This window comes from Labilibaculum sp. K2S, from assembly GCF_030372765.1.
Lineage (GTDB): Bacteria > Bacteroidota > Bacteroidia > Bacteroidales > Marinifilaceae > Labilibaculum.
The window spans coordinates 606,324-620,017 of record NZ_JAUCMW010000002.1 but is presented as its reverse complement, the minus strand read 5'-3'; the positions used below and the strand labels follow the sequence as shown (position 1 = coordinate 620,017).

Genomic DNA, 13,694 nt, shown 5'->3' with positions numbered 1-13,694 from the left:
AATCAAGTTACAATCTTATTTTTAAGCTACCGCCAAAGGCGGTTTTTGTTCAACTCCCAAATAAAGCCATGGGCTTTATTTCGTTTATATTTTAATGAAAAGTGTATTTACCGACCCATATCGGGCAGTAATGTACACATATTATGATGATAACACGAACTGTTATCTGTAAAAACTTTACTAAGGTAGTAAAGCGAAACGATGATTCAAGCTGTCAAACCTGCCAATTTGCGGGCCTGCGAATAATTGCCTGAAAAAAGCTTTATTATCTGGGTTAGGGATAAAACAATTCTTTAGCCTTGTTGATGACAGTTTTGTTTTTTTATTGCCATCATATAAAGAGAGAGGGCATTCTTTATGGAACGCCCTCTAAACTTTTTGCTGCAGACAAAACTTGTTTTTATAAACACCTGCTGTGGTTTTGGTCAAAACCTGCTGTGGTATTACTCAAAACCACACGTGCTTTTGGATGAAACCACGTGTGGTTTGCATCGAAACCACACGTGGTTTTCTGAAAATATCAGATTTTGTTAAATCCAGCGTCTTTTATTGCTTTTATGGGGTGTTTGAAAAAAAAAATCCCAGGCTTCTGCCCGGGATATTTCCGATATTCTTCTTGTTTGTTGAATTGTTATTCCAATTTTGGCTGTAATGTTTTTATCTGAAAAAAGTTCCTGTAGCTGTGTCGGGAGCATTTCGCCGGTCGGCAGCTTTTTTAATTACTTCTTCTTTTTCTTGGTTGGTGTAAAGCGCCCAGTTTCCAATTTCTTCAGTTGTTCTTCTGCATCCAAAGCATACGCCGTTGCTGTCTTGCCGGCAAATGCTAATGCAGGGTGATTGTATATCTTCCATAATCGTTTTGTGTTATTTAAATTGAATACAAATAAAGATAAAGTTATCTGTTTTTCAAAATGGGGACGCAGATGATTGTGATTTTTTATGATTTCTGCAGATGATTTTACTTGTTGGGAGTCTGTGAAATTTTAGATTAAATCTTATCAAATGAAAAATCCCGGACTGTGAAGTCCGGGATTCTCTCTAACCCTAATTACTAACCTAAATCCAATCTATGAAAAAAAAACTTATCTGCTTTCTACATTTCAAATGTAGGGCATAAGAGTGCTAAAAGGATTGAATAAAGGTTAATTAAACTTAAATGGTTATTGGTTTATTTCGCATTTGCATTTTTCAGATAAGCCTGAACATATCGTATTTCGGAGTAGGAGTAATCGGAACCAGGTTCTTGCTTGCATTCATTCAGGCATTCAATGCCCTTTGGAAAAAAAGAAGTTAAAATTAGAAGGAGATTTTGCTGGCTTTTTCCTCATAAACTGGTACTGGAAATTATCAAATGAAAAATCCCGGACTGTGAAGTCCGGGATTCTCTCTAACCCTAATTACTAACCTAAATCTAATCTATGAAAAAAAAATTTATCTGTTTTCTACATTTCAAATGTAGGGCATAAGAGTGCTAAAAGGATTGAATTAAAGTTAATTAAACTTAAAAGGCTATTGGTTTATTTCGCATTCGCATTTTCCAGATAAGCCTGAACATATCGTATTTTGGAGTAGGAGTAATCAGAACCAGGTTCTTGCTTGCATTCATTCAGGCATTCAATGCCCTTTGGAAAAAAAGAAGCTAAAATTAGAAGGAGATTTTGCAAGCTTTTTCCTCATAAAGTGGTACTGGAAATTATCAAATGAAAAATCCCGGACTGCGAAGTCCGGGATTTTCTCTAACCTAAATCTAATCTATATGAAAAAACATTTTCTGTTTTCTACATTTCAAATGTAGGGCATAAGAATGCTAAAAGGATTGAATAAAGGTTAATTAAACTTAAATGGTTATTGGTTTATTTCGCATTTGCATTTTTCAGATAAGCCTGAACATATCGTATTTCGGAGTAGGAGTAATCAGAACCAAGTTCTTGTTTGCATTCATTCAGGCTTTCAATACCCTCTTTTTCAAGCTGTTTTTTAATTTTTTTGATCTTCTTTTTTTCCACAAACTTATCGAGAGGCAGCATTCCCAAGCCAACGTAATGCGCCAGATGTTTATCTATTGTTGCAACGGTAAGATCTCTGAAAGCCGAAATTTCACGTACTGTTCGGCCATCCTTATACAATTCAAGACTTATCTCTTTCGTATCTTGTTTGTTCCCGGATTTTATTATTTTTTTCGGTTCAGCCGATGTAAAATTCAGCAAACCCAGATTTTGTCCCTGCCGGTATTCCGTAACCATTTTGATTACATCTGCGCCGTAGTGTTCAATTTTTTTCTTTCCAAAGCCTTTCACATCCTTTAATTGATCGGTTGTGTAGGGCAGATTGTTGGCAATATCAACCAGACTTTGCTGCGAGGCGATGTAATAAACCGGAGCATTTATTTTATCGGCCAGATTCTTTCTCCATTTCTTTAGTATTCGAAACAAGTTGGGATGTTTTACGTTTTCATCAACCACTTCCTTAGGGCTCTTTAAACGGAAGTTTTGTTTTTCGAAATGAGCTTTGGCCCGCACAGTTTGGTAATTGGCAGTATCGAATTTTTTCAAACACGATTTTAAACTAACAAGTTTAACGCTTAGCTTTTCATTCAACTGTTTCAAATAACCCTCAATTGTTTTCTTTACACTTTGGTTATCGGTATCGAAACTAAAATCTTTCAGAATGGATTGCAGGTGTTCCTCCAGTTTCCCCACGAAATAGGCCGAAGCTTTGCTGATTCTTTCCTGTGCCTCTTTGTTTTCATGCAGGTTCTGATTATCGGCACAATATCGTTTTACCGATGGAATAAATTTTTCGCCAACCACCAAAATTTCAGGTCCAAGAAATGGAAAGGCAGCATTCATTTTATCAGCTAAATTGCCCTGAATACTGTTTCTGTTTTCCTGCAAATGCCTGTTGCAGTAATTGCAGATTCGGTAGATATCATGAAAGGAAAACAGTTCTTCGAGAAGCTGAAACTGATACTTACGAATGGAATTCTCCAGGTTTTCTTCCCCCGGAGGATTGGCTTCAATATTTTGTGTGAATTTCGATACGGCGTTGTCGCAGATGATTCCCGATTTACTTAGCGTTGATTTAAGAACCAATCCTTCCAACGATTTGCATCGACTTAAGGCCACGTAAACTTGTCCGTGGGCAAAGGCTGCATTGGCATCAATTACTGCTCTTTCGAAAGTCAATCCCTGACTTTTATGAATGGTAATTGCCCAGGCCAGTTTCAATGGGAACTGCGAAAAACCACCCGAAATTGTTTCTTCAATTTCTTTGCTTTCCGGGTTGATGCTGTAATTGATGTTGTGCCAGTCTTCGGGATACACATCAATTTCTAAATTGTCTGTCTCACATTGCACATGAATTACATCATCTCCAAAACCGGTTACCCTTCCTATTTTGCCGTTAAAGTAGAGCTTCTCGGGCGAACTGTCGTTTTTTACAAACATTACCTGTGCACCTGTTTTAAGTTGCAGCTGCTCTTCGGTAGGGAAGGAGTATTCGGGAAATATGCCTGTAATGTTCGCTTTAAATTGCTGCGACTTTCCCTTTAATTGCTTTAGTTTTTCTTCATTTATTTTCTGCGCCCGGGCATTGTGTGTTGTTAAAGTGATATAACCATCTTTATCGGTTGGTTTAAAATCGGGCAAATATCTCTTTTCCAGTTCTGCATAGGATTCCTGCGAGAGTTGGTTGTTCCTGATTTCGTTCAGAATTTTAATGAAGCTTTCGTCTTTTTGGCGGTAAACATGTGTAAGTTCGATACTTATGTGCTGCGATTGCAGAAATGCACGACTGCTAAAAAAGAAGGGTGTTTCGTAATGATTCCGAAGCAAACTCCATTCTTCATTTTTCACAACAGGAGGCAATTGCTGCAAATCGCCAATCATTAAAACCTGAACACCACCAAAAGGCAGATTTCTGTTTTTAAATTTGCGCAGCACTTCATCAATGCCATCCAGTAAATCGGCACGAACCATACTAATTTCATCAATAATCAGCAGGTCGAGAGATTTTATAATGTCGATTTTTTCTTTTCGATACTTCCGGATGGGCGAATTGGATTCGGTTTTGGGGTTTTTATCTTCGTTTAAGATCTGCCCTGGCATTATGGGGCCAAAAGGCAGCTGGAAAAAGGAATGAATGGTTACTCCACCCGCATTAATGGCCGCCACACCGGTGGGTGCAACAACTACCATTCGTTTGGGCAGTTCCTCTTTTAACTGACGCAAAAAGGTAGTTTTTCCGGTACCGGCTTTACCGGTTAAAAAAATTGTAGTGTTTGTGAATCGTACAAACTTGTGAGCCAGATCCAGTTGCGAATTACTTTCCATTTTGTAAACATCAGTTTTTTTGAGAAACTAAAAATACGAAATGTTAACGGGATACGAATGGAAATTTATGTAAGATCCGATAATTATACGATCAGCCGATTAACTTATTTCAATAATTCTGTTTTTCACGGCATACATTACCAGCGAAGTTGAATTTTTACAAGCCGTTTTGCTCAGTAAATTAGACCGGTGACGGTCAACCGTTCTTTGGCTGATAAATAATTCCTCTGCAATTTCGGCATTGCTGCAACCATCGCAAATTAGTTTTAAAACTTCCAATTCACGTTGTGATAATTTTACGGTTTCAGTTCTTAATTTGTGCAGTCTTTTCTGATCAAGAATATCAACCAAAAGTTCTTGTGAGAAGTAACTTTTCCCGGCAATTACTGCTTCCAGTGCTGATATCAGTTCATCGGCATCGGAGTTTTTAAGCAGAAAACCTTTCACACCCGCATCTAACATCTGATCGTAGTATTCCTCTTCTCCATGCATGGATAGAACAATAATTTTCATGTCAGGAAATTTATCGAGAGCTTTTCGGGTGGCTTCAATTCCATTCATTTCAGGCATGTTAATGTCCATTAAAGCAATGTCGATCTGAATAGTATCTGCCATTTCGAGAAATTCTTTTCCGTTCGAAGCTTCCCCTACAATGTTGATGTTAGGAACACTATTCAAAAGAAACCGCAATCCACTTCTAAACATTTTGTGGTCATCCACAATCATTACTCTGTACTCACTCATGCTCTTTAATTTACAGATTAATCTCTATTACTGCCATCATGCCGCCACGTTTTGGGTGGCTTTTTATTTTGTGCGAACCGTTTAACGACTTAATCCTGCTAAATACATTATACAATCCCATTCCCGTTGATGTTCCGGCATTAATCTCCTTGGCATCAAAACCAATTCCGTTGTCAATATAGATAAGAGAAACCAAATTTTCTTCTCTTGACAAGTTTATTTCAATATTTGTTGCTTGTGCGTGTTTAATTGTATTATTAATTAATTCGCTTACTACCCTAAAAATTACGACTTCAACCTGATGGTTGATTCGCTCTTCCATATTTTCAGCATAAAAACTAATACTTATGGCCTGCGATAAATTGATTTTATTGGTGAAAGAACGAATGGCCTTTTCCAACCCGAAATCATTTAAGATATGCGGGCTCAGGTTGTTCGAAATTTCTTTGATGCTTACCAAAGCCTCATTTACCGCTTCAACCGAAGCTTTTATAATATTCCCTTTTTCTACTTCCGATTCAAATTTATCTATGGATGAAAGATACAGGTTAATACTGGAAAGAAGAGGCCCAATAGAATCATGCAAGTCGGTTGCGAATCGCTTTCTTTCGCTTTCTTCTGTGTTAATTACTGCATTTAAAATTTTGCGTTCGGTTTCCTGACGTACACTAATATCATTTACCAATGACAAAATGAGCTTACTGTCCTGCAATTCTATCAGGCTAAGGTGAATTTCAACAGGAAAGCTTGATCCGTCTTTTCTTTTTTGCATCGATTCAAAAGAAAGAGAAGGGTAGGAAGCATTTAATTTTCTCCAATAAGAGTGAAGTTCCGAACTGCTGTGTCTGGAATCTATTTCGCTGTAATTCAGTGTCAGAATTTCATCAGCAGAATACCCCAGCCAATTGCATGCTGCTGAGTTGGCATCCAGAATATTGCCGTCAGTATTGTAAATTAGTATCCCATCGGATGCCTGCTCAATTAGGGAACGCCATCTCTTTTCCGAGACTCTCAACTTTCGTTCTTCGCTTCTTATTTTTTCTTCGGCTTCTTTTCGTTGAGTGATATTAATAAGTGTACCAACAATGTTTAACGGTTTTCCATTTTGGTCATAATCAAGAATTTGTCCTTTTGCTTTGAACCACATCCAGTCTTTAGTGCTTGCGAAAATTCTGAATTCGACAATAAACAATGCACTATAGCCCAATTTGTTTTGCCGGTGTTTTTGTTTGATGATGATTAAATCCTCCGGATGAATAATTTTACAGAGAAGATCTTTTGTGTTAGAAATGGTTACAGATTTATAGCCCAGCTTGTCCCAGATGATCTTACTAATGTAGGTTTGGTCGTTTGCGAAATTATGCTCCCAAACACCATCCGAATTTGCATCCAACATTCGAAGAAGCCTGTCGCGGCTGCTTTTAAGTTCCAGATTTGCCTCCTCTAAATTTTCAGTACGTACTTTAACAAGTTCCAAAAGATTGTGCCGGTGATCTTCCAGTTCCTTATTTTGTTTGATAATCTGTTCGGTTTGCAACTCCAGTTTTTCGTTCGCAAAAACAACTTCTTTTGTTCTGTCGGCTACTCTTCGGTCCAATTCCTCATTTGCCTGAATCAGTTTCTTCTCATTTTGCTCCCTTTTCAATTTCGAATACCTTAAAATAATTGCAATGATTAAGCCGAATATAATTATTACAAATAGCGATGTTTGGTACTGGGGAACAATAGGAGGTGGTTGGTTGCTGATGATACTACCTTTTGGAAGTTGTTTAGGGAGAATTCCAAAACGTTTCATTTGTTCGAAATCGAATTTGAAATTGTTGTATCCTGATTGAACAATCGGGATTTTATTGATCTCTTTCCCATGCAATACCTGAAGAGCTATTTTAGCGGCGAATTCTCCTTCTTTATATCCACTTGTTAGCATTCCTCCAACGATACCTTCGTTAAAATAGAATTCCCAACTACTATAAATTGGTAGTCTTGTGGCTTTCCGGATGATTTCAATGTTTTCCTGATAAGAAATGAAATTACCTTCTTTATCGCGGCTAAAATTAAGAAGGTAAATGATGCTGTTGGGATCAAGGTGTTTAACCTGATCAACCAATTCATCAATAAGTAAATTCTCCAAAAAAACCAGTTCAACATCTGTGTCCAGATCAGGCCAAAAAGATTTAATGTTATTTCTGTTCAAGATTGCCGATTGGGTCTGATTGTCGTTAATCACAACTAATTTTGTTGCTTTTGGATGCAGGCGCAAGGCAACTTCAATTGTTTTTCTCGAGTCAATTTCTTCGGTAACACCAGAAACGTGTTCAATTCCTTTCACCAGCTGATCGGAGAATTGATTAATAGAACAGAATACTATTGGTGTATTTTTAAAGAAATCAGTATAATAATCTCTTACAAAATCCAAGGCATTGTTGTCAGAAACAATGATGGCATCAAATTTATTTTTCAGATGTTTGAGGCCATAAAGATTCGCGAATTCTTTCAGATATTCTGGATTTGAATTCCGCTTTGTGTCCATGTATTCAAACATCAGCTCAACATTGTCTTCACGACCCAAAACAGACTGTATCCCGGCACTTACATTATCGGTCCAATTCAATCCCTGATGGTAAGAATGCAGAATGAGTACTCTTTTTTTTCTTGCAGAAGCCTGAAATGCAAAAAGGAAAACGAAAAAAAACAGAAGGCTGGTTTTCCAAAGAATGTTAGTGGTTTTACTCATATTCAATTTATACTTCGCCGGTGTAAAAAAGTTTTATTCGGACAGACTTAAAGGATTGGTAAGATACAAAGGCTAAAGATGATATGCTATGTTGTAAAATACCCAATTTTGGCACCTTTATGGTTTCGGATTTTCAGATTTGTTCCCTGAAATAGATATTTCTATTTAATGTTCTGTGTTAGAACAGCTTCTCCGTTTAGGATTCTTTTCGCAAGACTTTGTATGGTACGTTCTTTTACGAGAACAGTATAATTTTTTCTTAATTCTGAGAAATCATCATGCAATGGGCATTTGTTTTCCTGATCGCAGCTTTTAAAACCAAAACTGCAGCTGATAAAAGATTTTTCTCCATCAATTGCTGTAATAATTTTATAGAGTTGAAGATCTTCATGCTCTTTATCAAAGAAAAACCCGCCATTTCTCCCTTTTAAACTTTTTATCAGACTGAAGCGTGTTAGTACCTGCAATATTTTTGCAGTAAAGTGTTCGGGTGATTCTATATTTTCGGCTATTTCCTTAAATCCCGGACGTTTTTCTTCCCAGTTTTGCAACTGGATATAAACCAGTGCACGAATCGCATATTCGGCAGTTTTTGAGAGCATAAATATTCTGAATTGTTAGTACTTATTTTGTTTCGACTTGAACCGTACTTGATAATTGAAGTCAAAATTCAGAAAAAGACAAGGAGGTCTTTTAATCGCTAAAGTAGATTAATATTTTAACAATTACAAAAGAGAGGAAATAAAGGGAATGGGATTACATGAGGTGATTTGAGCGGGAACATAAAGAGGCTGAATCGCGATCGATTCAGCCTCGTTCTTTATAAATTGTGGAGTCCGTAATCTATTTACTAACTACGTATCAATTGGCTTACAATCCCAATACGTTCATTCCCTGCTTAAATACAACATCTTTTGGAATACCGGCATTGTTAACACGATCTAAATCTTTCTGAAGATCTTCACGAATAAAACCTCTGGCGGCAATCATTTGTTTTGCTGCTTCATAGTCACCATCACCCTGAACAATTAAGATTTGTTTTCCCAATTCATTCATAGCGGCTTTCATTTTCTCGAAATCAACTTTATAAGTGCCGGTTTCTGCATTTCTTGTAAAAGCACCTTGCTCTTCGAAGAAATAGAAACGAATCATATTTGCTTTTCCGTGAGCGCTGGCAGCACCAAAACGTACCGAACGGAAAATACCAGCCATAAAAGTAACATAGTTATCCATCAGCTTGTCAGCATCCAGTTCGCCCCACTCAGCCATTTGCGTAATCATATACAGGCCAAGAATATCTGCTTTTCCTTCTTCAATAGAAGTGTAAGTATCTTTCAAAACTTTACGAACGCTTTCATGATCTTTTAAAGTGTATTTAATACCCAAACCATGAGCCACTTCGTGAAACATTACATTCTCGAAGAAAGCATCAAAAGTTACGTTTTTGCGTTGACTTTCGTCCATCAGTAAATCAGAAATAGGAACTAAAATCTTATCGAATTTAGCCTTCATTGCATTTTTTAACTGCAATTTTCTTGATCCTTTTTGAGCGTGAACACGAGGATCGTTTGGCAGGTTAATAGCAATGTTCTTGCTGCCCGCGTTGCAATCACCTGCATAGTAGATTACGTCATAAACATTCATATCTGCATTAGCGTTCGCTTTTTCTGCTTTGTATTTGGCAGGAACAGGAAGACCTTCCTGCAGGCGAGGTAGTAAAGAAGCAAATTTGGATAATTTTTCGCTCCAAACTTTGTCTTTCACCAAAATCTGACCCGAGTGTGAAGCTTTGTATCCGTAAAGAGCATCTTCGTAGGTTTCGATTGGGCCAACTACGAAATCAAGCGTGTTGGTTTTCATATCCATCCAAGCCAAATCAGAAGCCAGGTAATCATCAGTAAGAAGTGCCGTAGAACGCAGCTCAAGATATTTTTTCAGACCAGCATCTTCAGCTAATTCTGAAGCTTTCAATAGCAAATCAGCAGCTTTTTTAATTTGTTCTTTGTAAACAACATGATAAGGAACCACTTTCAGTTCCCCATTTTCGTCACGTTCAATTTTTGTATACCAATCGGTTTTCATTTCGTCTGGAATGGCATCAAATTCTTCTTGAGTCATGTCGCCTGGATAGAAGTTTGCACCTTTAGGTTTTGTTCCAAATCCGTCTATAAAAGGCAGGTTATTGTTTAGACGATCCCAAGGGCCGTAATTTATTTTTGAATAGGCAACTGCTGAAGGATCGGTAAGTGCTCCTAAAAATTCTGCTTTGTCTCCAATTGCATCTTTCCAGAATAACTCTTCCATAATATCAGCAACTTCCATTAAAATAGGAAGCATCTGTTTTTCGTTTTTGGTCAGTTTACTGATGTCTGTTGTAAGTTCAAATTCAGCGTACTGATCTACTAATTTTTGTATTGGAGAAACCTCAGTTTTTTTGGCTGGTTTCTCATTACAAGCCACAAAGCCTATATTCATGGCCAGCAACAGTGTAATTGAAGCGATTTTTTTCATTTTTGTGTGATATTTAAGTTAGAAAATGTTGTTCGGTTTTGATTTTTTCAACAATAAAATTGTTGAATTATTTTTACATTGCATGATCTTTTTGTTAATAATCAAAAATACAGCAAAGAATTGTTTTATCAAGATTTACCTGATAATAATTAACTTAAACAAGCTAACAATTATAAAAATGAAGAACAGATTTTTAATTGCGGCCATTCTTGTATTTGGTCTGTTTCAAACATCTTCTGCTAAAAAAAAGGAAGAGGTAAAGAAAAGCTATCAGTTTACTATCGAAAAGCAATTGAAAGCAACGCCGGTGAAAAATCAGTACCGATCCGGAACTTGTTGGTCTTTTGCAAGCATTTCATTTCTGGAATCGGAAATCATTCGGTTGGGAAAAGGAGAATTGGATCTTTCGGAGATGTTTATTGTGAACCGCAACTATCATTTGCGCGCAACAGATTACGTTCGTTTTCACGGGATGAAAAGTTTTTCTTCCGGTGCTGAAGGCTGGGATGCTTTGAACGTAGTGAAGGATTTTGGTTTGATTCCACAGGAAGCTTATTCCGGAAATACTTTTGGTGAAACAATGCCTGTACATGGCGAAATGGATGAGGTTTTAAAAGCCTATGTTGATGCTGTTGTAAAAAATAAGAACAAAAAAATTACTCCGGTTTGGATGAAAGGGTTTGATGGAATTTTAGATGCTTATTTAGGGGAGATTCCAGAGACTTTTACTTACAATACTAAAGAATACACGCCAAAGTCTTTCGCAAAGGAACAAGGTCTTAATATGGACGATTACGTAACAATTACTTCTTATACACATCATCCGTTTTACGAAAGCTTTATTTTCGAAGGACCGGATAACTGGTCGTTGGGTAAGGTGTACAATTTACCAATGGATGAAATGATGCAGGTTGTTGATAATGCTATCGAGAATGGATACAGCCTTGCGTGGGGAAGTGATGTTAGTGAAGATGGTTTTGCATATCGTAAAGGTGTGGCTGTAGTTCCCGAAACCGAAGAAAAAAGCATGGACAATGCGGAAATCTCGAAATGGGAGAAAATGAGCAAGGATCAGAAAGCGGCATACGGAACAGAATATCCTGTGAAAGAAAAAGAAATAACACAGGAAATGCGTCAGATTGCGTTTGATAATTACGAATCGACCGAAGATCATTTGATGCACATGGTGGGTACTGCGAAAGATCAAAACGGCAACAGGTATTACCTGATTAAAAACTCGTGGGGAACCGACAACAATCCTTACGATGGATATTTCTATGCATCGAAGGCATTTGTACAGTACAAAACCGTTGGTTTGCTATTGCATAAAGATGCGATTCCTGCCGAGATTGCCAAGAAATTGGGATTGAAATAAAATCCAAATACTAATGAAGTGGGCTTGGATGAAAATTCAAGCCCTTTTTTATAAAAAACACCTCCTCCCGCATGGGAAGGAGGTGAAAAAAAAGCAATGGAAACGAATTTCCATCACAAATATCTTTTGAGCTTATCCAATTTTTGCTTTATCAGTAACAACATAGTATCTCGGATCATCAATATCTCTCAAAATAACGGTTCTAAAGTGATCATCGGCACGTTGCAGTAAAGTAATACAGTCATCACTTAAGTGTTTCAATTTAATGGTTTTTCCGGCATTTTCATACTTCTGAACCAAATTACTGATTGCTTCAATTCCCGAATGGTCGGCTACACGTGATTCGATAAAATCAATTTCTACCGATTCAGGATCATTTTCGACATCAAATTTGTTATTGAAAGTGGTAATGGAACCAAAAAATAAAGGACCCCAAATTTCATATATTTTAGTACCATCTTCCCGAAACGATCTTCTTGCACGGATTCTACGGGCATTTTCCCAGGAAAAGGCAAGGGCACTTACGATAACACCAACAAGTACTGCAATGGCAAGATCGAAGATAACGGTGAGTCCGGATACAAGAACCAATACAAAGGCATCGGCTTTTGGTATTTTAAACAGAACATTGAATGTAGACCAGGCAAATGTTCCGATAACCACCATAAACATTACTCCTACAAGTGCAGCGATTGGCACCATTTCGATATAAGGAGAGGCAAAAAGAATAAATACCAATAAGGTAGATGCCGCAATAATTCCCGATAGTCTTCCTCGTCCGCCCGATTTTACATTAATCAGCGATTGACCAATCATGGCACATCCACCCATTCCGCCGAAAAATCCGGTAACGATATTTGCAGCTCCCTGCGCCATACATTCGCGGTTTCCGTTTCCACGGCTGTTGGTAATTTCATCCAGTAAATTCAAAGTCATTAGCGACTCAATAAGACCAATGGCAGCTAAAATTACCGCATAAGGAAGAATAAATGTAACGGTAGTCCAGTTGAAAGGAACCATTGCAAACAATTGACTCTGGAAAGCAGGCAAGCCACCTTTAAGACCAGTACCGCCGCCATCTCTAATAAATGATCCAACAGTGCTGACATCAAGATTTCCAAATATCACAATGGCCGATACCGTTAAAATAGCAACAAGAGCTGCAGGTATTTTACTTGTAATCTTTGGAAGAAGATACATGATACTCATGGTGAGAATAACCAAACCAACCATCGTATATAGAACTTTATCTGCTACCCAAAATGCTTCACGGTTTATATGTAGGGTGTAGTCTGAGAAAGAAATGGCATCCCAATTAATTACCTGTGGAAACATTCCTAGCTGCGACATGAAAATAACAATTGCCAAACCATTTACAAACCCCATCATAACAGGGTGGGGAATGAGTCTGACGAATTTACCAAACTTGAAAACACCGGCTAAAAATTGAAGAACACCTGCCAGAATTATTGTTGCGAATAAATAGTTCAAACCCATATCCTGAACGGGATTAGCCATTGACATTCCCAGATCATTTCCTTCTTTTACAAGACTAACCAAAACAACTGCCATGGCTCCGGTAGCTCCGGAGATCATTCCCGGGCGACCACCAAAAACAGAAGTAATTAAACCAACCATAAAGGCGGCGTAAAGCCCAACTAAAGGATCAACACCAGCCACAAAGGCAAAGGCAACCGCTTCTGGTACCAATGCAAGAGCTACGGTTAATCCGGATAATATATCATCTTTTGAATTTGCTGCTTTCTTTCTAAAAAAATCTACCATATGTTATCATCGAAATTTTGAATAAGTCGGCAAAACTAGGCTTTTAATATTTAGGAATGCTGGTATTGGAGTATAGAATTCACTTTTATTTGAGCGGAAACGATTTATGTACTGCCTAAGATGTTTCGGGAAGCTTGATTTCGTTCTCATTCTCCATTTCGTACCATTAAATTGGAAATATAAATAGAGTTCTTTCCGGAGAATATTTTTTTTT

Annotated in this window: 8 protein-coding genes; 1 reads left to right on the top strand and 7 read right to left on the bottom strand. The window is 37.5% G+C overall.

The genetic code is table 11. The features are described 5' to 3' along the window. Positions 1 to 657: 657 nt before the first annotated feature. The 6 genes from QUH73_RS05750 to QUH73_RS05725 all read right to left on the bottom strand — a co-directional run bounded on the left by QUH73_RS05750 (position 658) and on the right by QUH73_RS05725 (position 10,320). Positions 658 to 852: a DUF1289 domain-containing protein gene (locus QUH73_RS05750; protein WP_289529495.1), complete on the bottom strand. Its 195-nt coding sequence runs from the start codon at positions 850 to 852 to the stop codon at positions 658 to 660. Between the two features lie 1,001 nt (positions 853 to 1,853). Then, positions 1,854 to 4,331 (bottom strand): helix-turn-helix domain-containing protein, encoded by a 2,478-nt coding sequence (locus QUH73_RS05745; protein WP_289529494.1) that lies wholly within the window; start codon positions 4,329 to 4,331, stop codon positions 1,854 to 1,856. A 99-nt stretch (positions 4,332 to 4,430) separates the two neighbouring features. Beyond that, complete coding sequence (locus QUH73_RS05740; protein ID WP_289529493.1) at positions 4,431 to 5,075, bottom strand: response regulator; 645 nt, start codon at positions 5,073 to 5,075, stop codon at positions 4,431 to 4,433. A gap of 10 nt (positions 5,076 to 5,085) precedes the next feature. Beyond that, positions 5,086 to 7,809 (bottom strand): sensor histidine kinase, encoded by a 2,724-nt coding sequence (locus QUH73_RS05735; protein WP_289529492.1) that lies wholly within the window; start codon positions 7,807 to 7,809, stop codon positions 5,086 to 5,088. A 161-nt stretch (positions 7,810 to 7,970) separates the two neighbouring features. Next, entirely contained in the window at positions 7,971 to 8,411 is a 441-nt protein-coding gene (locus QUH73_RS05730) for an RrF2 family transcriptional regulator (protein WP_289529491.1), read from the bottom strand. 268 nt (positions 8,412 to 8,679) lie between these two features. Next, positions 8,680 to 10,320, bottom strand: coding sequence for a dipeptidyl-peptidase 3 family protein (locus QUH73_RS05725; protein WP_289529490.1), 1,641 nt, complete (start codon positions 10,318 to 10,320; stop codon positions 8,680 to 8,682). A gap of 178 nt (positions 10,321 to 10,498) precedes the next feature. On the opposite strand from QUH73_RS05725, the gene QUH73_RS05720 reads away from it, so the two are divergent. Beyond that, on the top strand, positions 10,499 to 11,695 hold the full coding sequence (locus tag QUH73_RS05720; RefSeq protein WP_289529489.1) for an aminopeptidase C: 1,197 nt from the start codon (positions 10,499 to 10,501) through the stop codon (positions 11,693 to 11,695). A 132-nt stretch (positions 11,696 to 11,827) separates the two neighbouring features. Here the strand turns inward: QUH73_RS05720 and QUH73_RS05715 are convergent, their stop codons facing one another. Further along, a complete protein-coding gene (locus QUH73_RS05715) occupies positions 11,828 to 13,480 on the bottom strand; it encodes a SulP family inorganic anion transporter (protein WP_289529488.1) in 1,653 nt (550 codons plus the stop codon). Positions 13,481 to 13,694 lie beyond the last annotated feature (214 nt).